The following is a 26,655-nucleotide window of genomic DNA, read 5'->3' on the forward strand; positions in this document are numbered from 1 at the left end:
GTTCGTCGCAACATTCGCGCCCGAACGGCGTCACAGGCCCCAAATCCTGCGTCAACTATAGCGAGTCAGTCAACCACCGTCTGTCAACACGTGCAATTCGGCCATAACTCCCGACACCGTCCGACAGCGTGAAAGTGGTTGCGGGATCAAGGAAAGTGGCCGGTACGGTCAACCGTCCAGAAGTCCCCGGAGGACCGCGCGGTCCGCGTCGCGGGTCACCGTCCGCAGGGCCGCCTCGTACGCGGTCGCGGCTTCGGTGGGCCGGTTCAGCCTGCGGAGCAGGTTGCCGCGCACGGAGTGGTACAGGTGGTACCGGTCGAGGTCCAGCGCGTCCACGGCGGCGAGCGCCTCGGCAGGGCCGCGCAGCTCCGCCACCGCGACCGCACGGTTCAGCGCCACCACCGGCGACGGGGCCAGCGCCATCAGCTGGTCGTACAGCGCGACGACCTGCGCCCAGTCCGTCTCCCCCGTCGACGGCGCGTCGCTGTGCACCGCGTTGATCGCGGCCTGGATCTGGTAGGCCCCCGGCCGGCCGCGACGCAGGCACTGGCGCACCAGCGCCTGGCCTTCCCCGACCATGGCGCGGTCCCAGCGGCCGCGGTCCTGGTCGGGCAGCAGCACCAGCTCGCCGGCCTCGTCGACCCGTGCGGGGCGGCGGGCCTCGCTCAGCAGCATCAGCGCGAGCAGCCCGGTCGCCTCCGGCTCGTCCGGCAGCAAGCCGGTCAGCACTCGGCCGAGCCGGATCGCCTCCGCCGACAACTCCGGCCGGTCCACCGACGAGTACCCCTCGTTGAAGATCAGGTACACGACCGCGAGCACACCGCGGAGGCGGGCGGGCAGGTCGGCCTCGTACGGGACGCGGTACGGGATGCCGGCGTCGCGGATCTTGTTCTTGGCACGCACCAGCCGCTGCGCCATGGTCGGCGCGGGCACGAGGAACGCGCGGGCCACCTCCTCGGTCGACAGGCCACCGAGGAGCCGCAGCGTCAGCGCCACCCGCACCCCCATGGCCAGCGCGGGGTGGCCGCAGGTGAAGATCAGGCGCAGCCGGTCGTCACGCACCACGCCCTCCTCCTCTTCCGGTTCGGCCACCAGCAGTTCCATCGCCTGCCGGTGCCGTTCCTCGCGGGTGGCCTCGCGGCGCAGGCGGTCGATCGCACGGTTGCGGGCGGTCGTGATGAGCCAGCCCGACGGGCTCGGGGGCACCCCGTCGGCAGGCCAGCGGCGGACCGCCTCGACGAACGCGTCCTGGACAGCCTCCTCGGCCAGCCCGATGTCACCGAGCGCCCTGACGAGCACGGACACCGCCCGCCCGTACTCGCGCCGGAAGACCTCCTCGACGTTCACGTGCGTGGCGCGTACATGATCACGGCGACACCGACGAGGCACAGGCCCGCGCCGACGCAGTCCCACCGGTCGGGGCGGAAACCGTCGACGACGACGCCCCACGCCAGCGACCCGGCGACGAACACGCCGCCGTACGCGGCGAGGATCCGGCCGAAGTGCGGGTCCGGCTGGAACGTCGCGACGAACCCGTACGCGCCGAGCGCGAGCACCCCGGCCGCGATCCACCACAGCCCGCGGTCCTCGCGCCAGCCCTGCCACACCAGCCACGCGCCGCCGATCTCGGCGAGCGCGGCCAGCAGGAACAGGACGAGTGACTTGGCAACGCTCACTGGAACGGCCGCACCTCGATCGCGAGCGGCGAGAGCACCACGGCCAGCTTGCGGCCCCACTCAAGCGCGGCGTCGAGGTCCGCGGCCCGGATGACCGTGAACCCGCCGAGGAACTCCTTGGCCTCGATGAACGGCCCGTCGGTCACGAGCACCTCCTCGTCGCCGGCGCGCACGACGGTCGCGGTACCCGGCGGGTGCAGGCCACCGGCGAACACCCACACGCCCGCGTCCCGCATCTCCTGGTTGAGCGCGTCCAGCTCCCGCAGCACCGGCGCGAGGACGTCCGGCTCCGGCGTGCCTTCCGGCTGGTAGATGCTCAGCAGGTACTGCTTCATGTCGGTGATCCTCCCGCAGACGACCGGTCACCACCTACACGAACGCGCCGACGGCCCGTCGACACCCGACGTGAACATTCCCGGACTCGTGCCGGAGGCCGCCGCGGGCGTCACGGGCGTCACGGCACCGGTGTGACCAGCGTGCCGTCGGTCAGGAACTGGCGCAGGTTCCGGAACGCCAGGTCACCCATCTCCTCGCGGGTCTCCACGGTCGCACTGGCGATGTGCGGCAGCAGCACGACGTTGTCCAGTCCCAGCAACGGTTCCGGCACGTCGGGTTCGTCCGCGAACACGTCGAGCGCGGCGCCCGCGATGCCGCCGGTGGCCAGCGCGGTCACCAGCGCGACCTGGTCCACCACGCTCCCCCTGGCGATGTTCACGAGGTGACCGGCCGGGCCGAGTGCGGCCAGCACGTCCGCCGACACCAGCCCCTCGGTCGCCGGGCCACCCGACGTCGCCACCACCAGCACGTCGACCGCGGCCGCCAGCGCGACCGGGGACTCGTGGTACCGGTACGGCACGTCGGGCACCCGGTGGCGGGAGTGGTAGCTCAGCTCGGTGCCGAACGCGGCGAGCCGGTGCGCGATCGCCCGGCCGATGCGGCCGAGGCCGAGGATGCCGACGCGGCGGCCGGTCACCCTGGTGGCCAGCGGGAACTGCCCACGTTGCCAGTCGCCCCGGCGGACGAACCGGTCCGCGGCGGTCAGCCTGCGCAGCACGTCGATCATGCCGCCGACCGCGAGGTCGGCCACGCAGTCGGTCAGCACGTCCGGCGTGTTGCTGACCGCGATGCCACGCGAATGGGCGTACGCGACGTCCGTGGTCTCGTAGCCGACGCCGAAGTGGACGATCGCGCGCAGGGCGGGCATGGTGTCGATCTGCTCGTTGGTCACGCCGAACCGGGACGAGGTGATCGCGGCGATCACCTCGTCGGACGGGGCGGTCACGATCTCGTAGTTCGTTCGCAGCCTGTCCTCCAGCGACGGCAGCAGCGGGCAGACTTGCAGGACGGTCACACAGTCTCCAACGCGGGTCGTTTCGGGTCGAACCGCCATCCTGGCACGAGGTACCGCATGGCGACGGCGTCGTCCCGGACGCCGAGCGCCTCCTTCCGGTACAGCTCGTGCGCCGCCTCGACCCGTTCCACGTCGAGCGTCACCCCGAGGCCCGGCGCGTCCGGGACCGTCAGATGACCGTCCACCAGGGGAATCGGCGCGGTGGTGAGCCGCTGGCCGTCCTGCCAGATCCAGTGCGTGTCGATCGCGGTGATGTCACCCGGTGCGGCAGCCGCGACATGGGTGAACATGGCGAGCGACACATCGAAGTGGTTGTTCGAGTGCGAACCCCACGTGAGCCCCCACGCCTCGCACAGCTGCGCCACCCGCACCGACCCCCGCATGGTCCAGAAGTGCGGGTCGGCGAGCGGGATGTCCACGGCGGACTGCCGCACGGCGTGGCCGAGCTGCCGCCAGTCGGTGGCGACCATGTTGGTCGCGGTCCGCAGACCGGTGCCGCGGCGGAACTCCGCGAGGGTCTCGCGCCCGGAGTAGCCGTCCTCCGCACCGCACGGGTCCTCCGCGTAGGCGAGCACGTCACGCAGCGCCCGGCCGTGGGCCACGGCATCGGCCAGCAGCCAGCCGCCGTTCGGGTCGAGCGTCAGGTCGGCGTCCGGGAAGCGGGCGGCGAGCGCCCGCATCACCTCGACCTCCTGAACGCCGGGCAGTACGCCGCCCTTCAGCTTGAAGTCGGTGAACCCGTAGCGGGCCTGCGCGGCCTCGGCCTGCGCGACGATCCCGGCCGGGTCGAGCGCCGCCCGGTCGCGGACACCGAACCAGTCGTCACCCGCGCCATCCCGGTACCCGAGGTCGGTCCTGTCCCGGTCGCCGACGAAGAACAGGTAGCCGAGCGCACGCACGCGGTCGCGCTGCTGCCCCTCGCCGAGCAGCGCGGCCACCGGCACCTCGAGGTACTGGCCGAGCAGGTCGAGCAGCGCGGCCTCGATGGCGGTGCGGACGTGCACGGTGACGCGCAGGTCGAACGTCTGCGGCCCGCGCCCGGCCGAGTCCCGCGTCCCGAACCGTTGCAGCACCGAGGAAAGGACCGCGTTGTGGTCACCGGCCTGCGCGCCGACGACGAGGTCGGCCGCCTCGGTGAGCGTGTCGGTGATCGCGGGCCCGCCGGGAACCTCACCGACACCGGTCCTGCCGTCGGAGTCGGTGAGGATCAGCAGGTTGCGGGTGAAGTACGGGCCGTGCGCACCGCTCAGGTTGAGCAGCATGCTGTCCTGGCCCGCGACCGGGACGGCCCGGTAGCCGGCGACGACCGGTGGGGTCACTCGGCCGCCCCGTCCCGCAGCCTCGGCACGCCGAGCGGGTTGTCCTCGCGCAGTTCGTCCGGCAGCAACGCGTCCGGCACGTTCTGGTAGGCCACCGGCCGCAGCCACCGTTCGATGGCGAGCGTGCCCACCGAGGTGGTGGCCGGGCTGGACGTGGCGGGGAACGGTCCACCGTGCACGACCGCGTGCCCCACCTCGACGCCCGTCGGCCAGCCGCCGAACAGCACCCGGCCCGCCAGCAGTTCCAGTCGGGGCAGCAGCGCGGCGGCGGTGTCCTGGTCGCTGCCCGCGGCGTGCACGGTCGCGGTCAGCTGACCCTCCATCGTGTCGAGGATCCGCTCGAGCTGCGCGACGTCGCGCACCCGCACCACCAGCGACGCGGCGCCGAACACCTCCTCCTGCAACGCGGGGTCGGCGACGAACGTGTCGCCGTCGGTGGCGAACAGCCGGGCCTGACCGCAGGCGCTGATCGTGGCATCGACGCCGCCCGCGGCGACCTCGGTGACCCCGCCCGCACCCGCCAGCCGGTCCGCGCCGTCCACATAGGACTGCCGGATGTTCGCGTTCAGCATGGCCGCGCCCGGTGCGGCACCCACCGCCGCGCCCGCGGCGGCGAGGAACGCGTCCGCGTCGCCGAGTGCGAACACCAGCCCCGGGTTCGTGCACAGCTGGCCTGCGGAGGTGGTCATCGACGTCACGAACGCGGCGCCCAGCTGCGCCCCCTGCTCGGCGAGCGCGCCGGGCAGCAGGATCACCGGGTTCACCGACGACATCTCGGCGTACACCGGGATCGGCACCGGCCGGGACGCGGCGGCGGCCACCAGCGCGAGCCCACCGGACCGCGAGCCGGTGAACCCGACCGCCGCGATCCTGGGGTGCCTGACCAGCGCGGTGCCAAGACCGCGCCCGTCGCCGAACAGCAGCGAGAACGTGCCCTCGGGCAGCCCGTGCTCGGCGACGGCGGCACGGACCGCCCTGCCGACCAGCTCGGAGGTCCCCGGGTGCGCACTGTGCGCCTTCACGACCACCGGCGCACCCGCCGCCAGCGCGGAGGCCGTGTCCCCGCCCGCCACCGAGAACGCGAGCGGGAAGTTGCTGGCGGAGAACACCGCGACCGGGCCGAGCGGGACCTTCCGCTGACGGAGGTCGGGCTTGGGCAGCGGGGTGCGGTCGGCGTCCGGGGTGTCGAGCCGGGCACCGAGCCACCGGCCGTCGGTGACCATGGACGCGAACAGCCGCAGCTGGTTCGTGGTGCGGGCCAGCTCGCCGCGCACCCTGGGGTCGGGGATGCCGGTCTCGGCGACCACCCTGGCGACGAGCGTGTCGCCGAGCGCGTCGATGTTGTCGGCGACCGTGGTCAGGAACGCCGAGCGGGCCCGCGGCGACGTCGCCCGGTAGGCCGGGAACGCCGCCCACGCCAACCCGGCGGCGCGGTCGACGTCGGCCTGGTCGCCGAGCCCGTACACGGGTTCGAGCGCCACTCCGGTCGCCGGGTTCACCCCCCGGACCTCACCGGCGCTCCCCCGCACGTCGGCGGCACCGATCAGCATCGAACCGGTCAGAGCCAGTGTGGCGGTCATGAAAGTCCCACCTTCCCCACGAGAGTCCTCAGCTCATCGAACTCGTCGGCCGTCAGGTCCGCCAACGGGGGTCGCACCGGCCCCGCGGGACGCCCCACGGCACGCAGACCCGCCTTCACGATCGACACGGCGTACCCGGCCCTGCGGTCGCGAATCTCGATGTAGGGCAACACGAACTCGTCCAGCCCGCGGTACACGGCCGCCGCGTCGCGGGCCCGCACGGCGGCGTAGAACGCCAGCGCCCACTTCGGCGCGAAGTTGTAGATCGCCGACGAGTAGGTGGTGACACCCATCTCCAGGTACGGCAGCGCGTAGGTTTCCGCGGTCGGCAGGCCGCCGATCGACAGCAGCCGCTCCCCCAGCCGCGCATACACCCTGGTCATCAGGTCGACGTTGCCAACGCCGTCCTTGAAACCGATCAGGTTCGGGCAGGCGTCGGCCAGCCGCGCGGTGGTGTCGTAGGTCAGCCTGCCGTTGGCGCGGTGGTAGACGACCACACCGAGCGACGTCGCCGCGCACACCGCCTTGACGTGCTCGAACAGGCCTTCCTGGGGCGCTTCTGTGAGGTAGGGCGGCAACAGGAGCAGGCCGGCGGCACCCGCGGCCTCGGCGTCGCGGGCCATCCCGACGGCCTGCGCGGTGCCGTACCCCGCTGGCGCCAGCACGGGCGTGTCGCCCGCGGCAGCGACCGCGGCCCGGACCACGCGGGCCACCTCCTCCGGGGTCAGCGAGAAGAACTCGCCGGTGCCGCCCGCCGCGAACAGGCCCGCCGCGGAATGCGAGGACTGCCATGCCACGTGTTCGCGATAGGCGTCCTCGTCGAACGCGAGGTCCACCGTGGCGTGCGTGACGGGGAACGACAGCAACCCGGTGCCGAGTGCGTCGCGCAGCGATTCCGGACTGAGGGCCATGTTCCGAGCGTATGACCCATCGCTATACCTGTCTAAGTCCAATGCCGCATCCAGCGATACCTTCCCGGCATGCCGTTCACGCTGGAGCAGCTTCGCGGGTTCGTCGCGGTGGCCGAGGAGGGCAACTTCGGCCGGGCCGCCGCCCGGCTGCGCATCACCCAGCCGCCACTGTCGCGCCAGGTGCAGAAGCTCGAACGCGAACTCGAGGTGGAACTGCTGGTGAGGACGCCGCGCGCGGTCCTGCTCACCCCCGCGGGCGAGGCGTTCCTCCCCGAGGCGCGCCGGCTGCTCTCGCTCGCGGCCGCCGCACCGATCACCGCACGCAACGCTGCCCGCGGCACCACGGGCACGCTGCGGATCGGGTTCACCGCGATCTCCGCGCTCACCGTGCTCGGCACGTGGATCCGCACGATCGCCCAGCACCTGCCCTCCGTCGAGCTGACGCTCACCGAGATGGTGTCCCGCGACCAGTTCGACGCGCTGCTCGCGGGCGACATCCACGTCGGGCTCGCCCGCGGCGTCCCGGCGTCCGAGGTCCTGCGGGTCCGCCGCGTCCACACCGAGAGCCTGATCCTCGCCTGCCCGCGCGGCCATGCACTCACCCAGCTGGACAGACCGCCGTCACTGGTGGACATCGGCCGCCACGACATCGTCAACTACACCCCGGTCACGGCGCGCTACCTGCAGGAACTCGTGATCAGCTGCTTCCACGGCGCGGGCGTGGAGCCCCGGTACGTCCAGCAGGTCGGTCAGGTCCACAGCCTCCTCGCGCTGGTCGACGCCGGTGTCGGTGTGGGTCTCGTGCCCCGCTCCGCCGCGTGCCTCCGCCTGCCCAACCTCGCGTTCACCGAGATCGCCGGACTGCGCCCGGACATCGTCGAGACACACTGCGTCTGGCGCTCGGCCCACGACAACCCGGCACTCGACTCGCTGCTGAGACTCACCGAGCCCGCCCCATGACGCCTTCCGGAACGCGGGCCCACGGCCACCGTCCACACATGACGACCGAACATGCGGCTCTGGCCGCAATCGACTCCTTCCCCGTCCTGGCGTCTTTTGACCGAGCGTTGTCGCGTCCGCCACCGTCCGGTTTCCGCGCGGCTAAATCGGACATCTATATAGTTAATAGCTGTTTGTCGGTCGCAGGGGAGCGGCCGTGTGACCGGCAGGCGAGTTGTTACTTCTTGCCGCGGCGACGCTTCGGCCCGGCGGCGAGATCGCGGGCACGGGTGCTCAGCGCCTCCACCTTGGGGAGCAGAGCCGGTTGCGCGTCGCCGTCGGTGAGATCGGCCGCCAGTTCCGCGTAGTCCGCGGCCAGCCGCTGGTACTTCTGCCGGAAGTCCTTGTCCGCACGCGGAAAGCGGCCGTCGAGATCGATGATCTGCTTGGCCAGCACGGCCGCCTTCGCGTTCAGCGAGCCACGGGCGTCCGCCGCGGAGTCGCGTTCCGCGCGGTGCCCGGCCGCGAGCCTGCCCGCGCGGCGGCCCACGACGTACATCGTGACCGCACCGCCGAGCACCGCGACGACCGCCGCCACCGCGACCAGGTACCGGGGCAGCGACGGGCTGATGGTCCTGGCCCCGTCCGGCACGATCCCGGCCTTCACCAGGCCGTCGTAGTTGACCGCGATCACCCTCAGCGCCTCGAGCGGCCGGTCGGCGAACTGGTCCGCTCCCCCGGCGATCTGCGTCTCCGCGACGAACGCCTTGCCGAAGTTCTCGTCGTCGCCGCCGGGGAAGTGCGCGCAGCCGTAGGTATCGAACTCCGGATCGTCGGTGATGCCACCGGGACTGAGCAGCAGCACGAGCGTCCCGTCCGCGGCGCCGCTGGTGTCGTCGCACCCCTGCGCCAGGTCCGCGTCCCGTTCGAGGAACACGACGACCAGCCTGCGGTTGCCGATGATCCTCTCGGCGGCCGCCTTGTCCACGTCCACGCCGGGCGCGACGTACACCGACGACGAGCGGACCTCCTCGGCGACCGGACCGTCGAAGATCCCGGCGGTCCAGGTCGCCCAGCCCGCGAGCACGAGCAGCGCGACCGCGGCGAGACCGAACGGCGTGGCGAGGAACTTCTTCACGCGGCTCATGCGATCCCGCCCGCCAGGTAGTTGGCCGGGCGGTAGTCGGCACGGCCGAGCGCGCGGGCCGCGGTGTCCAGTTCGGACTCCGCGCCGTCGAGCAGCCGCCGGACGTGGCGCCCCGGCAGGTTCTCGGCCACCGCCCTGCGTGCCGCCTCGAGCTTCGACAGCGCACGGACGAGCGCGGGGTCGCGGGACAGCGCCGACATCTCGATGGCGAGCGTGGTGAGCCCGGCGAGGCGGGCAGGCCCACCGCGCGGCGGACCACCACCGGGGCCGAGCACCGAACGCACGGACAGCCCGAGGAACACGAGCACGCACAGCACGAACAGCCACGGCAGCACGGGCAGCGCCACCCGCAGCGGGTCGAACGGCTGGTAGGGCAGCGGCCGGTCGAACAGTCCGGCGTACCGGACGTCGGTGACCTTGTTCAGGTACACGCCGAGCACGTTGCCCTGCGGGTAGGCGTACGCGGCGAGCCTGCTGCCGAAGCGGCTGTACACCCCTGCCGCGACGAGGTCGGAGAACTCTCCCGCGTAGGGACCGTGGTACTCGGCCCAGTTGCCGTACATGACCACGATGGGGGTGTCCGGGAACTCCTCGGCGAGGGCGGTGCCGTACTCGGGCACCGGCTGGCCGTATCGCTGCTGCGGGAACGCCGCGAACAGGGGTTCCTCGTCCGGGAACGCGGTGCCCGCACTGTCCGGGACGGCCTTCAGGGTGGCGCCATCCGCGACGTGGAGGCGGTCGGCGCGCAGGTCGGCCACCACGGGCGCCAGCTCGGCCGCGGTCGGCGCACGCCAGCGGAACAGGTCGACGTCGGCCGGGGATTCCTCGTCCTTCTCGCTGGCGATGATGGTGAGCAGGAGGCTGGTGACGTCACCGGTGGCGAACTGGGCGCGCCAGCCCGCGTTGTCGTCGGCGCTGACGCCGTACACCGTGCCGGTGACCTCGGTGCCGACGACCTGGATCGTGGCGTTGTCGACCTCGCCGAGCCGGTCCTGCTGCGCCTCGGTCAGCCCCGGTGGGGTGACGAGGATGCGGATGTCGGCGTCGCCGATCGCGTCGGACACCAGCTTCTCGTCCCAGTCGGCGATCGAGCCCGGCAGCCGCACCACGCGGTCCTTCTCGAGCATGGCGGTCAGCTCGTCGACCGACGGCAGGTCGGTTTCGGTCAGCTCGCCTGCGGAGCCCTCGGCGACGGTGGCCTTTCCGGACGGTGACTGGGCGTAGCTGACGTCGACGGTCTGCCGCTGCGCCACCAGGAACACGACGATCATCACCACCGCGGCGGCGAGGAACGCCCACCTCAGCCGGTGCAGCCGCGCGGTCAGGCGCCTCATCCTGCGGCCTCCTGCCAGAGCCGGTCGGCCCGTTCCGCGCAGTCGGCGGCTTCGTCGGCCGCGGCCTCCCCGCCCCCGTTCGCGGCCAGGAGCTCCGCCCGCGCGAACAGGTCGTCCGCCTCGGGCACGTCGGCGGACGTGGCGTCGCGGCTGACGGCGGCACTGTCGATCGCGGCCCGTGCCGCCGACCACGCGGTGCGCAGCCGCAGCGCCCGTGCGCGCGTCCTCGGCAGGTAGACGGCACCGAACCCGGCCACGACGAGCAGCACGACGCCGACCACCCACACCCACATCACGAGCGCGATTGTGCCTGACGGTGTTCCGCGCGTGGCCGAGGTCTCGCTCCAGGTGGGACGGTCGTCACATACGTCGTGCCGGAGCGGTACCGGTCCACGACGTCCGGTGTGGACCTCCGGCCGTCCAGTCCGGACAGGTTGGCGACGCTGGTCGAGCCAGAGCCCGGCTCGACCAGGCAGTCCGCGATCAGGCGCCGGTGACCAGCACCTTCACCATCGCGGCGCCGTCGGGTCGAAGTCGGGGTGGGTGCGGCGGTAGTAGCCGGTGTCGTCGCGTTCGGTGACGCCGCACGCGAGGTACTGCTCGTGGAGCCGGGCGAGGGCGTCGCGGTCCAGTTCGACGCCGAGGCCGGGGCCGGTCGGCACGGGCACGGCGCCGTTCTCGAACCGCAGCGCGCCCGGCACGAGCACGTCGTCCTCGGCGGCCTTCCACGGCCAGTGCGTGTCACAGGCGTAGGTGAGGTTGGGGGTCACCGCCGCGAGGTGGGTCATGGCGGCGAGGCTGATGCCGAGGTGCGAGTTGGAGTGCATCGACAGCGACAGGCCGAACGTCTCGCAGGTGTTCGCGAGCGACTGGGAGCGCCGCAGCCCGCCCCAGAAGTGGTGGTCGGACAGGATCACCTGCACGGCGTCCTCCTCGACCGCGGGGCGCAGGTGCTCGAACGCGACGACGCACATGTTGGTGGCGAGCGGCATCGGCGACTCGCGGGCGACGCGCGCCATCCCGGCGATGCCGGTGGTCGGGTCCTCCAGGTACTCGAGCACACCGTCGAGTTGCTCGGCGACCCCGATCGAGGTGCGCACGCTCCACGCGCCGTTCGGGTCCAGCCGCAGCGGGTGGTCCGGGAACTCCTCGGCCAGGGCCTGGACCGCGGCGATCTCCTCCGCGGGCGGGAACACGCCGCCCTTGAGCTTGATGGCGGTGAACCCGTACTCGTCGACGATCCGCCGTGCCTGTGTGACGAGCCCGCCGGGGTCGAGCGCGGCGCCCCACTCGTCCGGTTCGGCGCCGGGATGGCCCGCCCACTTGTAGAAGAGGTAGGCGCTGTAGTCGACGCGGTCGCGGACGGCACCGCCGAGCAGGTCGCTGACGGGCCTGCCGATCGCCTTGCCCTGGATGTCGAGGCAGGCCACCTCGAACGGCGACAGCACGCGGTCGGCGGTGCTGCTGCCGGTGACCATGCCGGACATGCCGTGCCCGCCGACGCCGTCGTCGAGGCTGCCGCGAACCCGGCGGGCGATCTCCTGGGTGTGCCAGACGTCGACGCCGGTCAGTTCGGCTGCCGCGGTGCGCAGGCGGGCGAGGTGCCTGGCGTCACCGTAGGTCTCGCCGAGCCCGGAGATCCCGGAGTCGGTCACGACCTCGACGACGGCCCGCAACGCGTACGGCTCGTGCACACCGACCGCGTTGAGCAACGGCGGATCCCGAAACGCAACCGGCGTAACGAAAACACCCCGAACACAAAGCCCCACCCCCACAGCCTACCTACGCCACAACCCCGCGAGTCCCCCGTTCAGGACTCGCGAGTCCCGGTTTCAGAACCCGCGAGTCCCCGTTTCAGGACTCGCGAGTCCCCGTTTCAGGACTCGCGAGTCCCCGTTTCAGGACTCGCGAGTCCCCGTTTCAGGACTCGCGAGTCCCCGTTTCAGGACTCGCGAGTCCCCGTTTCAGGACCAGCGAGTCGACGGTTCGGAACGCGCGAGTCGCCGTGCATGCCGAAGGCCGACAACGCCGAAACAGCAACTCAGCGGTCCTGAACGGGGAACTCGCGGGTTCTGAAACCGGGACTCGCGGGTTCTGAAACCGGGACTCGCGGGGTGGCGGCACGGTTGGGTCACGGTACTTTTGCGATCGCGTCGATCTCCACCACGCAACCGCGGGGCAGTGCCGCGACCCCGACCACCGTGCGCGCGGGCCGCGGTTGCGGCCACAGCTCGATGAACTGTTCGTTCGCGAGGTCGCGCAGTCCCATATCGGTGACGAAGTAGGTCAGTTTCACGACGTCCGCGAGGCCCACGCCGACCGTCGCCATGCGTTCCCGCAGTTGCTCGATCGCCGCGTCCATCGCGGCGCGGCCCCCCGGCACGACCGACCCGTCGGCGGCCAGCGGCAGTGAACCGGACACGAACACGAGCCCGTTCGCGACGACCGCGGGGCTGTACGGGTGTTGTGGATCAGTCATGGCCCGACCCTCTCACGGCCGCCACGTTTCTGTCGGTGCCGGGCTCTAGGCTGCCGCCATGCCGAAGACCAGCGCCGCGCTTCTCCTGTTCCGCCACGGCACGGACGGGCTCGAGGTGCTGATCGCCCACATGGGTGGCCCGTTCTGGGCACGCAAGGACGCCGGCGCGTGGTCCATCCCGAAGGGCGAGTACACCGACGGTGAGGAACCGCTCGCCGCCGCGCGCCGCGAGTTCGCCGAGGAGATGGGGTCGCCACCGCCCGGCGGTGAGCCGGTCGCGCTCGGCACCGTCAGGCAGTCCGGCGGCAAGACCGTCACCACGTTCGCCGTCGAGGGCGACTTCGACCTGGCCGGGTTCCGCAGCAACACGTTCGAGCTGGAGTGGCCGCGCGGCTCCGGGCGGATGCGGGAGTTCCCCGAGGTCGACCGCGCCGAGTGGGTTCCGGTGGCGGTCGCGCGGGAGAAGCTGGTCAAGGGGCAGGTGCCGGTGCTGGACGCGCTGGTCGGACACGTCGGGAGCGACACGTGAAGGAGGTGCGGCCGGTCTACGACCTGAGCCAGTGGGAGCCATGGGGCTCGGGCGCCCACGCCTGCTCGGCCGCCTGGCAGCCGGACACCGCGTACCGGCGCACCCCGGCGACCACGAGCGGGTCGAGGTCAAGCACCCGCTCCAGCTCGGCGCGGGAGGCCGTCGCGAAGATCGTCAGGTTGTCAGCCGGCACCCGGCACGGCAGCAACCAGCCGCGTTTCCGCTGGTCAAGGCACCACAGCAGGTGTTCACCGATCAGTACGTGGTTGGCTGGGGCGTCCCAACGGAAGTCACCCCGGTTGTGGCCCAACGCGACGTACAACCGCTCCGGATCTTCGGGACTCACACCATAGATAGTGCACCACCCGACAGCGGGCTCGCCGGGACCTCCGCGAATACTCCAGTCCCGCGCGAGTCCCCGGCGGAAGAAATCCCAGGTCGTGCGGGAGCTGGCCCCGCAGGTCCCTGCCACGCTCCTCGGTGCGCGGTGATCGCATCGTGACGTCGGGCTGAGTAGTCGTACGGATCCGGTGACGGGCCCGCGTTGCTGTACTGGGGCGCATGGCTGACCAGACCTTGGAGACACTCCCCCGATTAGCCGACGCGCTGCTGGAAGTGGGCACCCGTCTCGGCGAGATCGGCGCGGAGCTGCACGCACTGCGAACCCCTCCACCATCGGCGGCCCCCACACGTGGACCGGACTCCGTCCCCAGCTCTCCCGGCACGTCGGCACCGGCCACTTCGACGCCCGGCCCGTCGGCCGTCCCCTCCGCGACCGACCCAGCCTCTGGCGCGACGCCCGGCAGCTCCGGCCCCTCGACGTCCGTTCCGGGCCCGACACCCCCGCCCGGCCCGGCCGGGCCCGTCCCGGCCTCCGGTCCGGCGTTCGGCCAGTCACCGACGGGCTCCTCGGCGTACGGCCCGGCAGCCGCCGCGTTCGGCGCGGGCCGCGCCGCGCCGCCACCGCCTCCTGGCTACTGGTACCAGCCCCCGCCGCCCCCGCCGCCGCCCGGCCCGACGATGTGGGAACGCCTCGGCCAGGACGGTGCGGGCAGCCGCGTCCTCGCCTGGGCGGGCGGGGTGGTCACCCTCGCCGGTGTGGTGCTCCTCCTCATCCTCGCGATCCAGCGTGGCTACCTCGGGCCGCTCCCCCGGGTGCTCCTCGGCGCGGGTCTCGGGCTCGCGCTCGCCGGGATCGGTACCTGGCTGCACCGCACCCCGGCCGCCCGTACCGGTGCCTACGCGCTCGCCGCGACCGGGATCGCCGTGCTCTACCTCGACGTCGTCGCCACCACTTCGCTCTACGGCTACCTCCCTGCGTGGGGTGGGCTGATCGCCGGGCTCGGTGTCACCGCGGGCGGCGTCGCCCTCGCCGGGATGTGGGGGTCGCAACTGCTCGCCGTGTTCGTCGTCGTGTGCTGTGCCGCGTCGGCGCCCGTCATCACCGGTGGGTTCGACACGTTGCTGCTGGGCTTCCTGCTCGTCCTCCTGCTCGGCACGACGCCCGTGCAGCTCGCAAGGCGGTGGAGTGGGCTGCTGCTCGCCGCCGGGTTGCCGCCGGTCGTCGCCGCCGTGATCAACATCGGTACCACGAAAGTGGTGGGCAGCGACGCGACGACCACCGCCGTGCTCGCCGCACTGACCAGCGGCGTCGTCATCGTCCTCGCGACCGCCACCGCGTTGCGCAGGCCCGGCGACGACTTCACGCTCGTGATGCTGATCGTCGCCCCGGTGCCCGCGATGCTCGCCCCGCTGCTGCTCCCCCGCCTCGCCGCGGCGATCCTGCCCGCTGCGCTCGGCGCGCTCCTCGTCGGTGTCTGGGTGCTGGGGCAGCGCACGTCGCTCCCGCGTGTCTTCGCGCTGTCGGCAGGCGGGATCGGCGCGCTCGCGTTCCTCCAGGCCACCGCCACCGCGTTCGACGGCGACGCCCGTGCCATCGCCTTCCTCGCAGAGGCACTGATCGTCGCGGTGCTCGCCGCGCGCATCCGGCTCGTCCCGGCACTCGTGCCCGCCGCCGGGTTCGGGTTCCTCGGGCTGTTGCTGGCGCTGGCCTACCCGGCACGGCCGGACATCGTGACGCAGACACCGAGGCGGCTGCTCGACACCGGCGCGATCGTCTCGCTGGGACTGACCGGTGTCGTGCTCGCCGCGGCCGCGATCGTGTTGTGCTGGGCGGCTTTCCGGCTCGGGGTGCTCGCCGCCGAGGAGCACACGCCGCACGCATGGATCCCCGCCGGGCTCATCGCGTTGTACGGCTCGACGGCGGCGCTGCTGTCGATCGGCCTCCTCGCCTCCCCCGACCGCGACGGGTTCCTGCTCGGGCACGTGCTCGTGACCGTGTCGTGGACCGTCGGCGCGCTGGTCCTGCTGCTGCGCGGCATCGACTCGGTGCCGATGCGGGTCGCCGGCCTGTCGCTGGTGGTGTCGGCGCTGGCCAAGCTCGTGCTCTTCGACCTGTCCTCCTTGGACGGCATGGCCCGGGTGGCGGCGTTCCTCGTCGCAGGGCTGGTACTGCTCGGCGCGGGCGCCCGCTACGCCAAACTCGTGGCGACGCGCGCCCGGTCATGACCTGCCACCGGCGCCGGCCCCGCGATCAGCGGAACGGTTCCGCCCTGGCGTATTGCCGCCATGGCGACAACTCGTCAGGATGGCCGCATGCTCGAGGCACTGGGGATCACGGCGTTCGCCGAGTCCGTCTACCGGACGCTGCTCGCCGGCCCCGCCCGGACCGCGGCCGACCTGTCCCGGTCGCTGCACCGCTCGGACCGGGTGACCCGCAAGGCGGTGGCGGAGCTGGAGGAGCTGGGCCTGGTGACCCGGCTGCCCGGCAGGCCCGTGCGGCTGCTGGCGGCACGACCGGACACCGCGATCGACCTGCTCGTCGCGCGGCGGCAGCGGGAGCTGACCACGTTGCAGTCCAACGCGCGGGCGCTGGCCGCGGAGATGAACGTGGTGCGCCAGCCGGACGAGCTGCTGGAGATCCTCGTCGGACAGCGCGCGGTCGGTGACCGGTTCACCCAGCTCGTGCGCGGCTGCGGGCGGGAGCTGCTGGTGATCGACCGCCCGCCCTACGCCGCGCGGGCCACCCCCTCGGAGGAGGAGGTGACCACCCGGCTCCACGAGGACGTCCGGGTGCGCGGGCTGTACGCGCCGGAGTCGCTGGAGCTGCCCGGTGCGCTCGCGGCGGCGCGCAGGGCGGCCGAGAGTGGTGAGCGGTCGCGGGTGCACCCGAAGCTGCCGATGAAGCTCGCGATCGCGGACCGGGAGGTGGCGCTGCTGCCGCTCGTGCTGGAGGACATGGTCGAGAGCGCGCTGGTGGTGCGGAAGTGCGCGCTGCTCGACGCGCTGGTGGTGCTGTTCGACCTGCTGTGGGACCAGGCCGCGCCGCTCGTGCCGGTCCAGGAGCCGGACGAGGCCGCGGACCTGGGGCTGCTGACGCTGCTCGCCGCGGGCGCGAAGGACGAGACGATCGCCCGTCAGCTCGGGGTGAGTTCGAGGACGGTGACCCGGCGGGTCGCGGAGCTGCTCGACCGGCTCGGCGCCCGCACCCGGTTCCACGCCGGGGTGCTGGCCGAGCGGGCCGGGCTGCTCACCGAGTAGCGGTCACCGAGTACACCGGCAACGGTTCGACGTGCTCGGCGACCGCGTCGAGCACGTCGACATGGCTCGCGATCAGGTCCCGCATCGGCGCGGGCACCGTGTGCAGCCGCTCGTCGACGATCTCCCGGCAGATGGCGACCTCCCAAGCCGCGTCGTGCACGCCGGTGGCATCGACAGCCGTCGGCTCATCGGCGCGCCACCCGGTCTCGGCGAGGACCCGCAGCAGCGCCGCGCGGGAGAACGGGGTGCGGACGTTGCCGTCGCCGCGTTCGCCGAACGCCTCGATCATGCCCTGCACCTGCACGGCCAGCAGGTGCGCGAGCTGCTCGTGCCTGACGGGGGCCAGGTCCCACTCGGCGAAGCACAGCCGCCGCGCCCACGGCCGCACCCGGGCGAGGGTGGCGCGGAGCCGGTCGAGTGAGTCGAAGTACCAGGCGCACTGGGACAGCACGACGTGGTCGAACGCATCGTCCTGGAACGCCGCGGCGAGCACGTCGAAGCCGAACCGGAACTCGACCCGTGCGCCGAGCGGTGTGCCGTTCAGGAACGCAGCCGACTCACCGAGCGTGACCGGCGCGCCGTAGGACGGTTGCGCGAGGTCCACCGCGGTGACGTGCCCCCGCTCCCCCACCGCCTCGGCGAGCACGGCGGTCATGTCGCCCTGCCCGCACCCCACCTCCAGTACCCGGTCACCAGGCCGCAGGTCCCAGCCGGCGACCAGCCCGGCGCGGAAGCGGGTCTGCGCGAGCTGCACCCCCGGTTCCGACACCCCGGTCGCCATGGCCGCCACCACGGCTTCGACGTCGATCGCGCTCATGGTCATCACGGTAGAACCCGTCACCAGCGGTTAACGTAGGTGGTATGAGGAGCCGGATGGTCGCGACCGTGTTCGACTGCCGTGACACCGCGGCACTGGCGGCGTTCTGGTGCGCGGCCCTCGACTTCGAGGTCACCGACCGCTGGCACGACGCCCACGGCACCGAGTACGTGGAGGCGACCGCCGACGGCGAGCACATGCTCCTGTTCCACCCGGTCCCCGACCGGAAACAGGCCAAGAACCGGGTACACCTCGACATCCGCGCAGAAGGCCCGCAGTACGACGAGGTGGCGAGGCTCGTCGCGCTCGGCGGCCGCGTGGTCGCCGACGACCCCGCGGTGCCGTGGGTGGTGCTGCAGGACCCGGAAGGCAACGAGTTCTGTGTCCTCCCACCGGAAAGCGGCGAGCAGCCCGGCTCAGGAACACAGATGGCTGAGCCGTGAGGTTGGTATCGCGGTCGGTGATCGTGCTGGTCGTCGCGGTCGCGATGCCCTGAACGACGCTTTCGGGACGTCGATGGGGCGACCGTTACGCTCCTGCCCGTGATCCGCGAGGCCAGTCCGACCGACCTGCCGGTTCTTCGCGACATCGAGCGGGCGGCCGGTGCGCCTTTCCTGGCCGTCGGCATGGCTGCGATCGCGGAGGACGAGCCGCTGTCGATCGACGAGCTGACCCGCTACCAGCGGGCGGGCCGGGCGTGGGTGTGGGGCACCCCGCCGGTCGGTTACGTACTGGCCGACGAGGTCGACGGGTACGCGCACGTCGAGCAGGTGTCCGTCCACCCGGGACATTCGCGACACGGCATCGGCCGCGCTCTCATCGACCACGTCGGTGCGTGGGCGGCGCGGCGCGGGCTCGCCGGGCTCACGCTGACCACGTTCGCGGACGTGCCGTGGAACGCGCCGTACTACGCCCGCCTCGGCTTCGTGGTCGTGACCGACCTCACGCCGGGGCTGCGTGCCATCCGCGCGCACGAGGCCGCCATCGGGCTGGACGCGTGGCCGAGGGTGGCCATGCGCCGCGACGGTTGAGCGGAATCGGCCCGGGTAACCCCACCGCAGTCAAGCGTGGGGAGAACCGATGGCCGAGCAGAACCAGCCACCACAACAGCAGGAAACGCCAGGGGACACCGGCGACATGCGGCCGGAGCCGAGGGACTCGATGTCCGGCTACGTCGGCAGGGACCTGCTGAAGCACAAACGGGCACTGATCACCGGCGGCGACTCCGGCATCGGCCGGGCCGTCGCGGTCGCGTTCGCCAAGGAGGGCGCGGACGTCGCGATCGCCTACCTGTCCGAGCACGACGACGCCAAGCACACCGCCGACCTCGTGCAGGCGGAAGGCAGGCGCTGTGAGCTGATCCCCGGCGACCTCGCCGACCGCGACCACTGCGCCGCGGTGGTCGAGCAGACCGTGGCCGCGCTGGGCGGGCTCGACATCCTCGTCAACAACGTGGCGACGCAGGAAGAGGTCGACGCGCCGGAGGACATCACCGACGAGCAGTGGCAGCGGACGTTCGACGTGAACATCCACAGCTACTTCCGCGTCACCGCCGCCGCGCTGCCGCACCTCGGTGAGGGCAGCGCGATCATCAACACCGGGTCGGTGAACGGCCTGCGCGGCAACAAGGGCCTCATCGACTACTCGGCGACCAAGGGTGCGGTGCACGCGTGGACCATGGCGATGGCGCAGGCGCTGGTGGACCGGCGGATCCGGGTCAACTGCGTCGCGCCCGGTCCGGTGTGGACACCGCTGATCCCGGCCACGCTGCCGGAGAAGAAGGTCGAGAGCTTCGGTGAGCAGACCCCGTACGGGCGGGTCGCGCAGCCCGACGAGCTCGCGCCCTCGTTCGTGTTCTTCGCCGCGGACCGGCTGTCCTCGTACTACTCCGGCGAGGTCCTCGCCGCACTCGGCGGCGAGACCCACCCGGGCTGACACGCAAAGGAGCTGACATGAAGGCCGTTACCTGGCAAGGAAAACGGGACGTGCGGGTGGAGTCCGTGCCGGACCCGGAGATCCGGGAGCCGACGGACGCGATCATCAAGGTGACCGCGAGCGGCATCTGCGGGTCGGACCTGCACCTGTACGAGGTGCTCGGGTCGTTCATCGACCCCGGCGACGTGCTCGGCCACGAGCCGATGGGTGTCGTCGAGGAGGTCGGCGCCGAGGTGACGCACATCAAACCGGGCGACCGGGTCGTCGTGCCGTTCAACATCTCCTGCGGCCACTGCTTCATGTGCGGGCAGGGACTCCAGTCGCAGTGCGAGACCACGCAGGTCCGCGACCGGGGCAAGGGCGGCGCGCTGTTCGGCTACACCAAGCTGTACGGGCAGGTGCCCGGCGGGCAGGCCGAGTACCTGCGGGTGCCGCAGGCCCACTACGGGCCGATCAAGGTGCCGGAGGGGCCGCCGGACGAGCGGTTCGTGTACCTGTCGGACGTGGTGCCGACGGCGTGGCAGGCGGTGAAGTACGCCGACGTCCCCGATGGCGGCAGCGTCGCGGTGTTCGGGCTCGGCCCGATCGGCCAGATGGCGTGCCGGATCGCGCGGCACCTCGGCGCAGGGCAGGTGATCGGCGTCGACCTGGTGCCCGAACGCCTCGCGCTGGCGGCGAGGTACGGGGTGGTCACGGTCGATCTGACCGATACCGGCGACACGGCCGCCGCGCTCAGGGACCTCACCGCGGGCCGGGGACCGGACGCGGTGATCGACGCGGTCGGCATGGAGGCGCACGGCTCGCCGGTCGGCAAGGTGGCGCAGCAGCTGACGACGATGCTGCCGAAGGCGATCGCGGCGAAGATGACCGAAAAGGCGGGCATCGACCGGCTTGGCGCGCTGCTCGCGTCGATCGACACCGTCCGGCGCGGTGGCACGGTTTCGCTGTCGGGCGTCTACGGCGGCATGGTCGACCCGCTCCCGATGATGGAGCTGTTCGACAAGCAGATCCAGCTCCGGATGGGGCAGGCGAACGTACGCCGCTGGACCGACGAGATCCTGCCGCTGATGACCGGCGACGAGGACCCCCTGGGAACCGAGGACCTGGCGACGCACACGCTGCCGCTGTCCGACGCGCCGCACGGCTACGAGATCTTCCAACAGAAGCAGGACGGCGCGATCAAGGTGCTGCTCAAGCCCTGAGCAGGCGGACCACGGCGCGTTCGATGGCCGGGCGGGCGTCCACCATGGGGACGTCCGCCGCCTTGCGCAGCGCTCGTTCGACCGTGCGGCCCGCCGCCCACGCGTCGAGCACCCTCGGGTCCACATAGGACCGTCTGGCGACCGCGGGGGTGTTGCCCAGCTGCTCGGCGACCTCCCGCATGACCGCCTTCTCCGTGTGCCTGCGGCCCGCCTCCGACGAGGGCGGCTCGTGGCCCGCGATCAGCACCGCGGCGAGGACCGTCGCATGCCACGTGCGGAGGTCCTTGGCCGTGAAGCCCGGCCCGGTCAGCTCCTGGAAGCGGCGGTTGATGTCCTCCGCGCGCACTTCGCCCCCGTGGTGGCGAAGAAGCCGGTCCTCGTCGGACCGGCCCCTTCGCAGTGCGGTGATCAGTGGTGCCAGGCGTTCGTCCCGGATGCGGAGCTTGCGTTCGACACCGCCCTTGGCGATGTAGTCGAAGTGGATCGCGCCGCCGCGGACGTGGACGTCCCCGCACAGCAGGGTCGCCACTCCCCTGCTCTCCTCCGCGTACTCGTCGCCGCCGGTGCGGAACACGCCGCGGTCCAGCATGCGCAGCGCACCCGCCACCACCCGCTTCTCGGTCAGGCCCCTGTCGCACAGGTCATCGTCCACCGCGGACCTGAAGGCGGGCAGCCTGCTCGCGAGGCGCAGCACCCGTTCGTGCTTCTCCTCGTCCCGCTTCTCGCGCCACCGCTCGTGGTACAGGTACTGCCGCCGCCCGGCCGCGTCCGTGCCGACGGCCTGGATGTGCCCGTTCGGAAAAGGGCAGATCCACACCTCCTGCCATGCCGGCGGGATCGCGAGCCCGTTGACACGTGCGACGTCGTCCCGGTCGCGCAGTGGCCGGCCGTCGGCGTCGAAGTAGCGCCAACCACGGCCGGCCCGGCGCCTGCGCAGCCCGGGCCTGGCGGGGTCGCTACGCCTCAGTCGTCCGGCCATTCACCGGTGACCTTCCGGTAGCCCGTCGCACCTGCCCGGTCCACCGCCGCCCGCACGACGCCGAAGATCGCGCCCTGGATGGTGGCCGCCAGCAGCACCTGACCCCAGGTCGCCTGCTTGTCGGTCGCGTCGGGTGCCTCGTCGCCAGGTCCGACCGCGCCCCACAACTTGTCGAACGCGCTGGTGGCGAGCACACCACCGAGGACACCGACGAGGATCCCGATCGGGCGGTACATGATCTTGTTGACGTTCACTGCTCCTCCTGTCAGGCGGGGATGGGCTGCTTCGCGAGCGCGGTCGCGACCGCGAGCAGATTCGACGCCATCGTGGTCGCGGTCGTCCGCGACCAGTCGTGGCCGTGGTCGGTGTCGGAGTAGTCCGGCCCCGGTCCGGGACCCATGTTCCAGTAGGTCCACGCCTGACCGGGGATCGTGTAGCCGATGTCGTTGAGTGCGCCGGTGATCTCGCTGATCACGTGGTGCGCACCGTCCTCGTTGCCGGTGACGACGACACCCGCCACCCGGTTGTAGGCGACGGGGCGCTCCTCGTCGTCGGTCTCGGACATCATCGCGTCCATCCGCTCGAGCACGCGCTGAGCGACCGACGAGGGCCTGCCCAGCCACGTCGGCGACGCGATCACGAGGATCTCGGCCGACAGCAGCTTCTCGTGCACGCCGGTCCAGTCGTCGCCCATGTCGGTCTGCACGCCCGGCTCGACGCGCAGGTCGGCGACCCGGACGGACTCGACGTCGACGCCGTGTTCGCCCAGCTCCGCCCCGACCACGTCGGCCAGCTTCTGCGTGTTCGACGGTTCGGGCAAGGGTTTGAGCGTGCAGTTCAGTATCAGTGCTCGCATGGGCGCCGGGTACCCCGTGGTCCGGGGTCGAACCGTGGGTTTCCTGGTCAGCCACGTCGGGTAACCGCGCGGCAGAGGAGGAGACATGACTGCCACACCACAGGTCCGGCCGAACCACCCCGGACCGGACCACGCTGAGAAGTCCACGGCCGAGCTGGTGCGGGATCTGACCGACCAGATGGGCAAGCTCGTACGGACCGAGGTCACGCTGGCCGTGCGGGAAGCCAAGGGCAAGGCCAAGCACGCCGGGGTCGGCGCCGCCATCGCGGGCGCCGGCGGGTTGTTCGCGTTCTACGGCGGCGGGGTCCTGGTGGCCGCGTGCGTGCTCCTGCTCTCGCTGGCGCTTCCCGCGTGGGCCGCGGCGCTGATCGTGGCCGGCGTACTGTTCGTGATCGCCGGGATCGCCGTGCTCATGGCACGCAAGGAGCTCAAGCAGAGCGCACCGATGCCATCGCCTGCCGTCGAGAGCGCGAAGGAAGACATCCACGCCGTCAAGGAGGCGCGAAAACAATGAGCGACAAGGAGAACGGCCGGATGACGATGCCAGGAGCGGCACCGACCGACGAGGACCTCCGCCACGACGCCGAGCTGACCCGCCAGGAGCTCGCGGAGACGGTGAACGCACTGGGCGACAAGGCCGACGTGAAGGCCCGCGCTGAGCGGGTCGCCCACGAGAAGGCCGAGGAACTGCGGGCGAAGACCGAGGAACTCCGGGTGAAGGGTGGCGAGCTGGTCGACAAGCTCCCTGAGCCGGTGGCGACGCGGGTGCGCCCGGTCGTCGACGGCGCCGCCCGCAGGCCGGTGATCCCGCTCGCCGGGTTGCTGGCACTGCTGATCGTGCTGCGGATCCTGCTCAAGCGCCGCAACGGCTGAGTGTCCGTCCGGGTGTCCTCATCGGGCTCCGGTCCGATGAGGACACCGCTGTCTACGGGGTTTCGCGGCGGCGGGGCCTGCCGAGCAGGCGGCGTGCCGCGTCGCCGAGGTGGCGGCGGAGGCTCTCGTCGTCCATCGACATCAGCGCGGGGGAACCACCCGCGAGCGCGACACCGGCCAGCGCGACGTGCGCGGCCACCACGGCGCCGTCGTCCGCGTCCGGGGGCACCAGCATGGCCGGCAGGCGCGTCATCACGTTCTCCTCGCCGTGCAGGGTCCGCTCGACCGCCGCCGCGATCCCGGGGTCGCTGCAGAACACCGCGACCAGCACCCGGTTGCGCACGACCAGGTCCACGAGCCCGTCGAGCACGTAGTCGACCTGCGCGCCGTGGCGCCGCAGCGTCGCCGCGTGGTCGATGATCGCCGACAGCTCGCGCAGGGCGGGCTCCGCGACCGCCTCCGTGATCTCGTCCTTCGTCCTGAAGTGGTAGTACACCGCGGCCTTGGTGACGCCGAGCGCGTCGGCGATCATCTGCAGCGACGTGCCCTCCACGCCGTGCACGGTGAACAGCCCGAGCGCGGTCTCCAGCAACCGGGTGCGGGTGTCACCCTTCGTGGCCGTCATCGCTCCTCCTCACTGAGAGATCGACGGTACCTCCTCAGCTAGCCGTACGGCAAGTTGCGCACTTGCTGTTCGACAAGTCACATACTTGCCGAACGGCTTGGATCTACCTTGTCGATCGGCTAGTTTCGTGGCCACAGACCGCAGGCGCGAAACATGGGGAGAAGCACGGTGGCGACATTCCTGTACCGACTAGGACGGGCGTCCTTTCGTCGCCGGTGGCTGGTCACCGGCATCTGGACGGCCCTGCTCATCGCCGTCGGCATCGGCGCGCTCGGGTTCTCCGGAACGATGTCCAACGCGGTCTCGATCCCCGGCACCGAGTCCCAGCAGGCGATCGACCACCTGAAGAAGACCTTCCCCGAGGCCAACGTGGGCGGCGGCACCGCGCGCGTCGTGCTGCAGGCACCCGAAGGTGAGGACCTCGCCACCTCCCCCGCCAACCAGGCCGAGGTCGCGAAGGTCGTGACCGCGTTGCGCGCCGCGCCGGGAGTGGTCAACGCGACCGACCCGTTCCAGACCCGTGCCCTCTCCCGCGAAGGCGACCTCGCGCTCGTGCAGGTCAGCTACAGCAAGCAGGCCTTCGAACTGACCGAGGCCGACCGTGAGGCGCTCACCGAGGCCGCGCACTCGTCCAGCCTGCGTGCCGAGATCGGCGGTGACGCGGTCAACGGCGCACCGGAGACCGGCGCGACCGAGATCCTCGGCGTCGCGGTCGCGGCCGTGGTCCTCGTGATCACCTTCGGCTCGCTGCTGGCCGCCGGGCTGCCGCTGCTGACCGCGCTGATCGGCGTCGGCGTCGGCATGAGCGGCCTGCTGATCGTCACCGGCTTCACCGAGCTGAACGCGAACACCCCGATCCTCGCGCTGATGATCGGCCTCGCGGTCGGCATCGACTACGCGTTGTTCATCGTGTCCCGCTACCGCAACGAGCTGGCGAACGGCACCGACCACGAGCAGGCCGCGGGCCGGGCGGCAGGCACCGCGGGATCGGCCGTCGTCTTCGCCGGGCTGACGGTGATCGTCGCGCTCGCAGGCCTGACCGTCGTCGGCATCCCGTTCCTCGGCGAGATGGGTGTCGCGGCCGCGCTGACCGTCGTCATCGCCGTGCTCATCGCGGTCACGCTGCTGCCTGCCGTGCTCGGGTTCGCCGGTGACAAGATCCGCGGCCGCCTGCCCGGCCTGCGCGGGGGCCCCAAGCCCGGCCACACCGGCATGGGCGAGCGCTGGGCCCGGTTCGTCGGCCGCCACCGGGTGGCGACCCTGGTCGTGGCCCTGGCCGGGTTGGTCGTGGTCGCGATCCCGGCCGCGAGCATGCAGCTCGGCCTGCCCAACGACGCCACGGCGCCCCCGGAGAGCTCGCAGCACAAGGCGTACGAACTCGTCAGCGAGGGCTTCGGGCCCGGCGCGAACGGCCCGCTGATGGTCGTCGTCGACACCGCAGGCAGCACCGACGCGCAGGGCGCGATCGCGGCGACCGCGAAGCGGATCACCGACCTCGGCGCGATGCCGATGCCGCCGCAGACCAAGGGCGACACGACGATCATGCAGGTCATCCCGCAGACCGGGCCGAGTGACGTCGCCACGGAGAACCTCGTGGCCGACATCCGCGCGGCGGGCACGCAGCTGAGCGACAGCACGGGCGCGGACATCTCGGTGACCGGCCAGACGGCCGCGAACATCGACGTGTCGGAGAAGCTCTCGGACGCGATGATCCCCTACCTCGCGCTGATCGTCGGCCTCGCGTTCCTGTTGCTGATGCTGGTGTTCCGGTCGGTCATCGTGCCGCTGAAGGCGACCATCGGGTTCCTCGCGTCGGTCGCGGCGACGTTCGGCGCGGTGGTCGCGGTGTTCCAGTGGGGCTGGCTCACCGACCTGCTCGGCGTCGAGTCGACCGGGCCGATCATGAGCATGCTGCCGATCCTGCTGATCGGTGTCCTCTTCGGGCTCGCGATGGACTACCAGGTGTTCCTGGTGACCAGGATGCGTGAGGACTACGTGCACGGCACCCCGGCCCGCGAGGCGGTGGCGACCGGGTTCTCGCACGGCGCCCGCGTCGTGGTCGCCGCCGCGCTGATCATGACGAGCGTGTTCGCGGGCTTCGTGTTCGCCGAGGACTCGCTGATCCAGTCGATCGGTTTCGCGCTCGCCGTCGGCGTCGCGGTGGACGCGTTCGTTGTCCGCATGACGATCGTGCCCGCGCTGATGGCGATGTTCGGCAAGGCGGCCTGGTGGCTGCCGCGCTGGCTGGACCGGATCCTGCCGGACGTGGACGTCGAGGGCGCGAAGCTCGTCGAACCGGGCGACTCCGACGAACGGCGCGAGCAGGTCTCGGTCTCCGTCTAGACACCCACGCCCCTGCGGTCGCCCGTCGGGCGACCGCAGGGGCGGCCCGATGCCGTGAAAGCCGCGTTCACGGCACAACCGGTGCCGTCAATGGGCCTTTCACAGCACCAAAACCAGGGCGCTAGGCGCCCCGGCCCGCGAGGACAACCCACAACACGAA

At 71.8% G+C, this 26,655-nt stretch carries 30 protein-coding genes; 12 read left to right on the forward strand and 18 right to left on the reverse strand.

Translation table 11 applies throughout. The features are described 5' to 3' along the window. Positions 1-168 precede the first annotated feature (168 nt). From ACFPCV_RS01330 to ACFPCV_RS01340, 3 genes are read right to left on the reverse strand one after another with little or no spacing between them, the layout of a single operon-like run. Positions 169-1,347, reverse strand: coding sequence for an RNA polymerase sigma factor (locus ACFPCV_RS01330; RefSeq protein ID WP_378053550.1), 1,179 nt, complete (start codon positions 1,345-1,347; stop codon positions 169-171). Beyond that, entirely contained in the window at positions 1,344-1,676 is a 333-nt protein-coding gene (locus ACFPCV_RS01335) for a YnfA family protein (RefSeq protein WP_378053552.1), read from the reverse strand. The genes ACFPCV_RS01330 and ACFPCV_RS01335 overlap by 4 nt, the downstream gene beginning before the upstream one ends. Further along, entirely contained in the window at positions 1,673-2,011 is a 339-nt protein-coding gene (locus ACFPCV_RS01340; protein ID WP_378053554.1) for a YciI family protein, read from the reverse strand. The genes ACFPCV_RS01335 and ACFPCV_RS01340 overlap by 4 nt, the downstream gene beginning before the upstream one ends. Between ACFPCV_RS01340 and ACFPCV_RS01345 the strand changes: the two genes are divergently transcribed. Further along, positions 2,010-2,147 (forward strand): hypothetical protein, encoded by a 138-nt coding sequence (locus ACFPCV_RS01345; protein WP_378053556.1) that lies wholly within the window; start codon positions 2,010-2,012, stop codon positions 2,145-2,147. The genes ACFPCV_RS01340 and ACFPCV_RS01345 overlap by 2 nt on opposite strands. On the opposite strand, the gene ACFPCV_RS01350 is transcribed toward ACFPCV_RS01345, so the two are convergent. The 4 genes from ACFPCV_RS01350 to kdgD are packed head-to-tail and all read right to left on the reverse strand — an operon-like array spanning position 2,131 to position 6,837. Continuing rightward, positions 2,131-3,027, reverse strand: a complete 897-nt coding sequence (locus ACFPCV_RS01350) for a 2-hydroxyacid dehydrogenase (protein ID WP_378053558.1) — start codon at positions 3,025-3,027, stop codon at positions 2,131-2,133. The genes ACFPCV_RS01345 and ACFPCV_RS01350 overlap by 17 nt on opposite strands. After that, entirely contained in the window at positions 3,024-4,346 is a 1,323-nt protein-coding gene (locus tag ACFPCV_RS01355) for an enolase C-terminal domain-like protein (RefSeq protein WP_378053560.1), read from the reverse strand. Before ACFPCV_RS01355 ends, ACFPCV_RS01350 begins: the two co-directional genes overlap by 4 nt. Continuing rightward, a complete protein-coding gene (locus ACFPCV_RS01360; RefSeq protein ID WP_378053562.1) occupies positions 4,343-5,926 on the reverse strand; it encodes an aldehyde dehydrogenase (NADP(+)) in 1,584 nt (527 codons plus the stop codon). Before ACFPCV_RS01360 ends, ACFPCV_RS01355 begins: the two co-directional genes overlap by 4 nt. Further along, entirely contained in the window at positions 5,923-6,837 is a 915-nt protein-coding gene (kdgD, locus tag ACFPCV_RS01365; protein WP_378053564.1) for a 5-dehydro-4-deoxyglucarate dehydratase, read from the reverse strand. Before kdgD ends, ACFPCV_RS01360 begins: the two co-directional genes overlap by 4 nt. A 69-nt stretch (positions 6,838-6,906) precedes the next feature. Between kdgD and ACFPCV_RS01370 the strand changes: the two genes are divergently transcribed. Continuing rightward, entirely contained in the window at positions 6,907-7,797 is an 891-nt protein-coding gene (locus ACFPCV_RS01370; RefSeq protein WP_378053566.1) for a LysR substrate-binding domain-containing protein, read from the forward strand. A 217-nt stretch (positions 7,798-8,014) separates the two neighbouring features. On the opposite strand, the gene ACFPCV_RS01375 is transcribed toward ACFPCV_RS01370, so the two are convergent. From ACFPCV_RS01375 to ACFPCV_RS01395, 5 genes are all read right to left on the reverse strand, one after another. After that, positions 8,015-8,923: a hypothetical protein gene (locus ACFPCV_RS01375; protein WP_378053568.1), complete on the reverse strand. Its 909-nt coding sequence runs from the start codon at positions 8,921-8,923 to the stop codon at positions 8,015-8,017. Continuing rightward, a complete protein-coding gene (locus ACFPCV_RS01380; RefSeq protein WP_378053570.1) occupies positions 8,920-10,257 on the reverse strand; it encodes a hypothetical protein in 1,338 nt (445 codons plus the stop codon). The genes ACFPCV_RS01375 and ACFPCV_RS01380 overlap by 4 nt, the downstream gene beginning before the upstream one ends. Beyond that, entirely contained in the window at positions 10,254-10,550 is a 297-nt protein-coding gene (locus ACFPCV_RS01385; RefSeq protein WP_378055003.1) for a DUF6403 family protein, read from the reverse strand. Before ACFPCV_RS01385 ends, ACFPCV_RS01380 begins: the two co-directional genes overlap by 4 nt. A 213-nt stretch (positions 10,551-10,763) precedes the next feature. Beyond that, complete coding sequence (locus ACFPCV_RS01390; RefSeq protein WP_378053572.1) at positions 10,764-11,969, reverse strand: glucarate dehydratase family protein; 1,206 nt, start codon at positions 11,967-11,969, stop codon at positions 10,764-10,766. A 419-nt stretch (positions 11,970-12,388) separates the two neighbouring features. Next, positions 12,389-12,736, reverse strand: coding sequence for a RidA family protein (locus ACFPCV_RS01395; protein WP_378053574.1), 348 nt, complete (start codon positions 12,734-12,736; stop codon positions 12,389-12,391). A gap of 58 nt (positions 12,737-12,794) precedes the next feature. Here ACFPCV_RS01395 and ACFPCV_RS01400 point away from each other — a divergent pair, with 58 nt between their 5' ends. After that, positions 12,795-13,265: an NUDIX hydrolase gene (locus tag ACFPCV_RS01400; RefSeq protein WP_378053576.1), complete on the forward strand. Its 471-nt coding sequence runs from the start codon at positions 12,795-12,797 to the stop codon at positions 13,263-13,265. 16 nt (positions 13,266-13,281) lie between these two features. Here the strand turns inward: ACFPCV_RS01400 and ACFPCV_RS01405 are convergent, their stop codons facing one another. Continuing rightward, complete coding sequence (locus ACFPCV_RS01405) at positions 13,282-13,611, reverse strand: YciI family protein (protein WP_378053578.1); 330 nt, start codon at positions 13,609-13,611, stop codon at positions 13,282-13,284. A gap of 215 nt (positions 13,612-13,826) precedes the next feature. Here ACFPCV_RS01405 and ACFPCV_RS01410 point away from each other — a divergent pair, with 215 nt between their 5' ends. Together ACFPCV_RS01410 and ACFPCV_RS01415 are read left to right on the forward strand one after the other, a co-directional pair. Next, the gene (locus ACFPCV_RS01410) at positions 13,827-15,833 is read left to right on the forward strand and encodes a DUF2339 domain-containing protein (RefSeq protein ID WP_378053580.1); all 2,007 of its coding nucleotides are present in this window, start codon (positions 13,827-13,829) and stop codon (positions 15,831-15,833) included. 87 nt (positions 15,834-15,920) lie between these two features. Then, complete coding sequence (locus tag ACFPCV_RS01415) at positions 15,921-16,865, forward strand: helix-turn-helix domain-containing protein (RefSeq protein ID WP_378053582.1); 945 nt, start codon at positions 15,921-15,923, stop codon at positions 16,863-16,865. On the opposite strand, the gene ACFPCV_RS01420 is transcribed toward ACFPCV_RS01415, so the two are convergent. Further along, positions 16,855-17,682 carry a class I SAM-dependent methyltransferase gene (locus ACFPCV_RS01420; protein ID WP_378053584.1) on the reverse strand — a complete coding sequence of 276 codons (828 nt, stop codon included), beginning with the start codon at positions 17,680-17,682 and terminating at the stop codon, positions 16,855-16,857. The genes ACFPCV_RS01415 and ACFPCV_RS01420 overlap by 11 nt on opposite strands. Positions 17,683-17,726: 44 nt before the next feature. Between ACFPCV_RS01420 and ACFPCV_RS01425 the strand changes: the two genes are divergently transcribed. The 4 genes from ACFPCV_RS01425 to ACFPCV_RS01440 all read left to right on the forward strand — a co-directional run bounded on the left by ACFPCV_RS01425 (position 17,727) and on the right by ACFPCV_RS01440 (position 20,819). Then, positions 17,727-18,125: a VOC family protein gene (locus ACFPCV_RS01425; RefSeq protein ID WP_378053586.1), complete on the forward strand. Its 399-nt coding sequence runs from the start codon at positions 17,727-17,729 to the stop codon at positions 18,123-18,125. A 99-nt stretch (positions 18,126-18,224) separates the two neighbouring features. Continuing rightward, positions 18,225-18,713 (forward strand): GNAT family N-acetyltransferase, encoded by a 489-nt coding sequence (locus tag ACFPCV_RS01430; protein ID WP_378053588.1) that lies wholly within the window; start codon positions 18,225-18,227, stop codon positions 18,711-18,713. Positions 18,714-18,762: 49 nt separating this feature from the next. Next, positions 18,763-19,617 carry an SDR family oxidoreductase gene (locus ACFPCV_RS01435; RefSeq protein WP_378053590.1) on the forward strand — a complete coding sequence of 285 codons (855 nt, stop codon included), beginning with the start codon at positions 18,763-18,765 and terminating at the stop codon, positions 19,615-19,617. A 17-nt stretch (positions 19,618-19,634) separates the two neighbouring features. Next, positions 19,635-20,819 carry a zinc-dependent alcohol dehydrogenase gene (locus ACFPCV_RS01440; RefSeq protein WP_378053592.1) on the forward strand — a complete coding sequence of 395 codons (1,185 nt, stop codon included), beginning with the start codon at positions 19,635-19,637 and terminating at the stop codon, positions 20,817-20,819. Here ACFPCV_RS01440 and ACFPCV_RS01445 read toward each other — a convergent pair. From ACFPCV_RS01445 to ACFPCV_RS01455, 3 genes are read right to left on the reverse strand one after another with little or no spacing between them, the layout of a single operon-like run. Further along, positions 20,809-21,798 (reverse strand): DNA topoisomerase IB, encoded by a 990-nt coding sequence (locus ACFPCV_RS01445; protein WP_378053594.1) that lies wholly within the window; start codon positions 21,796-21,798, stop codon positions 20,809-20,811. The two genes, ACFPCV_RS01440 and ACFPCV_RS01445, sit on opposite strands and share 11 nt — an antisense overlap. Further along, the gene (locus tag ACFPCV_RS01450) at positions 21,783-22,052 is read right to left on the reverse strand and encodes a DUF4235 domain-containing protein (protein WP_378053596.1); all 270 of its coding nucleotides are present in this window, start codon (positions 22,050-22,052) and stop codon (positions 21,783-21,785) included. The genes ACFPCV_RS01445 and ACFPCV_RS01450 overlap by 16 nt, the downstream gene beginning before the upstream one ends. Before the next feature lie 11 nt (positions 22,053-22,063). After that, entirely contained in the window at positions 22,064-22,654 is a 591-nt protein-coding gene (locus ACFPCV_RS01455; protein WP_378053598.1) for a flavodoxin family protein, read from the reverse strand. Between the two features lie 85 nt (positions 22,655-22,739). Here ACFPCV_RS01455 and ACFPCV_RS01460 point away from each other — a divergent pair, with 85 nt between their 5' ends. Both ACFPCV_RS01460 and ACFPCV_RS01465 read left to right on the forward strand, forming a co-directional pair. Further along, entirely contained in the window at positions 22,740-23,168 is a 429-nt protein-coding gene (locus tag ACFPCV_RS01460; RefSeq protein WP_378053600.1) for a phage holin family protein, read from the forward strand. Beyond that, a complete protein-coding gene (locus ACFPCV_RS01465; RefSeq protein WP_378053602.1) occupies positions 23,165-23,527 on the forward strand; it encodes a DUF3618 domain-containing protein in 363 nt (120 codons plus the stop codon). Before ACFPCV_RS01460 ends, ACFPCV_RS01465 begins: the two co-directional genes overlap by 4 nt. Positions 23,528-23,579: 52 nt before the next feature. Here ACFPCV_RS01465 and ACFPCV_RS01470 read toward each other — a convergent pair whose 3' ends face one another. Continuing rightward, complete coding sequence (locus tag ACFPCV_RS01470) at positions 23,580-24,152, reverse strand: TetR/AcrR family transcriptional regulator (RefSeq protein WP_378053604.1); 573 nt, start codon at positions 24,150-24,152, stop codon at positions 23,580-23,582. 168 nt (positions 24,153-24,320) lie between these two features. On the opposite strand from ACFPCV_RS01470, the gene ACFPCV_RS01475 reads away from it, so the two are divergent. Beyond that, positions 24,321-26,495 (forward strand): MMPL family transporter, encoded by a 2,175-nt coding sequence (locus ACFPCV_RS01475; RefSeq protein ID WP_378053606.1) that lies wholly within the window; start codon positions 24,321-24,323, stop codon positions 26,493-26,495. The last annotated feature ends 160 nt before the right edge of the window (positions 26,496-26,655 follow it).

Source organism: Actinophytocola glycyrrhizae (assembly GCF_042653545.1).
Classification (GTDB): domain Bacteria; phylum Actinomycetota; class Actinomycetes; order Mycobacteriales; family Pseudonocardiaceae; genus Actinophytocola; species Actinophytocola glycyrrhizae.

What these genes read in the sequence shown, in the direction of transcription:
- ACFPCV_RS01385 (WP_378055003.1), bottom strand. Translation starts at nt 10,550, where the DNA reads ATGTGGGTGTGGGTGGTCGGCGTCGTGCTGCTCGTCGTGGCCGGGTTC.
- ACFPCV_RS01460 (WP_378053600.1), top strand. Translation starts at nt 22,740, where the DNA reads ATGACTGCCACACCACAGGTCCGGCCGAACCACCCCGGACCGGACCAC.
- ACFPCV_RS01360 (WP_378053562.1), bottom strand. Translation starts at nt 5,926, where the DNA reads ATGACCGCCACACTGGCTCTGACCGGTTCGATGCTGATCGGTGCCGCC.
- ACFPCV_RS01380 (WP_378053570.1), bottom strand. Translation starts at nt 10,257, where the DNA reads ATGAGGCGCCTGACCGCGCGGCTGCACCGGCTGAGGTGGGCGTTCCTC.
- ACFPCV_RS01395 (WP_378053574.1), bottom strand. Translation starts at nt 12,736, where the DNA reads ATGACTGATCCACAACACCCGTACAGCCCCGCGGTCGTCGCGAACGGG.
- ACFPCV_RS01440 (WP_378053592.1), top strand. Translation starts at nt 19,635, where the DNA reads ATGAAGGCCGTTACCTGGCAAGGAAAACGGGACGTGCGGGTGGAGTCC.
- kdgD (WP_378053564.1), bottom strand. Translation starts at nt 6,837, where the DNA reads ATGGCCCTCAGTCCGGAATCGCTGCGCGACGCACTCGGCACCGGGTTG.
- ACFPCV_RS01470 (WP_378053604.1), bottom strand. Translation starts at nt 24,152, where the DNA reads ATGACGGCCACGAAGGGTGACACCCGCACCCGGTTGCTGGAGACCGCG.
- ACFPCV_RS01370 (WP_378053566.1), top strand. Translation starts at nt 6,907, where the DNA reads ATGCCGTTCACGCTGGAGCAGCTTCGCGGGTTCGTCGCGGTGGCCGAG.
- ACFPCV_RS01345 (WP_378053556.1), top strand. Translation starts at nt 2,010, where the DNA reads ATGTCGGTGATCCTCCCGCAGACGACCGGTCACCACCTACACGAACGC.
- ACFPCV_RS01425 (WP_378053586.1), top strand. Translation starts at nt 17,727, where the DNA reads ATGAGGAGCCGGATGGTCGCGACCGTGTTCGACTGCCGTGACACCGCG.
- ACFPCV_RS01410 (WP_378053580.1), top strand. Translation starts at nt 13,827, where the DNA reads ATGGCTGACCAGACCTTGGAGACACTCCCCCGATTAGCCGACGCGCTG.
- ACFPCV_RS01420 (WP_378053584.1), bottom strand. Translation starts at nt 17,682, where the DNA reads ATGAGCGCGATCGACGTCGAAGCCGTGGTGGCGGCCATGGCGACCGGG.
- ACFPCV_RS01340 (WP_378053554.1), bottom strand. Translation starts at nt 2,011, where the DNA reads ATGAAGCAGTACCTGCTGAGCATCTACCAGCCGGAAGGCACGCCGGAG.
- ACFPCV_RS01375 (WP_378053568.1), bottom strand. Translation starts at nt 8,923, where the DNA reads ATGAGCCGCGTGAAGAAGTTCCTCGCCACGCCGTTCGGTCTCGCCGCG.
- ACFPCV_RS01445 (WP_378053594.1), bottom strand. Translation starts at nt 21,798, where the DNA reads ATGGCCGGACGACTGAGGCGTAGCGACCCCGCCAGGCCCGGGCTGCGC.
- ACFPCV_RS01415 (WP_378053582.1), top strand. Translation starts at nt 15,921, where the DNA reads ATGCTCGAGGCACTGGGGATCACGGCGTTCGCCGAGTCCGTCTACCGG.
- ACFPCV_RS01455 (WP_378053598.1), bottom strand. Translation starts at nt 22,654, where the DNA reads ATGCGAGCACTGATACTGAACTGCACGCTCAAACCCTTGCCCGAACCG.
- ACFPCV_RS01435 (WP_378053590.1), top strand. Translation starts at nt 18,763, where the DNA reads ATGGCCGAGCAGAACCAGCCACCACAACAGCAGGAAACGCCAGGGGAC.
- ACFPCV_RS01400 (WP_378053576.1), top strand. Translation starts at nt 12,795, where the DNA reads ATGCCGAAGACCAGCGCCGCGCTTCTCCTGTTCCGCCACGGCACGGAC.
- ACFPCV_RS01465 (WP_378053602.1), top strand. Translation starts at nt 23,165, where the DNA reads ATGAGCGACAAGGAGAACGGCCGGATGACGATGCCAGGAGCGGCACCG.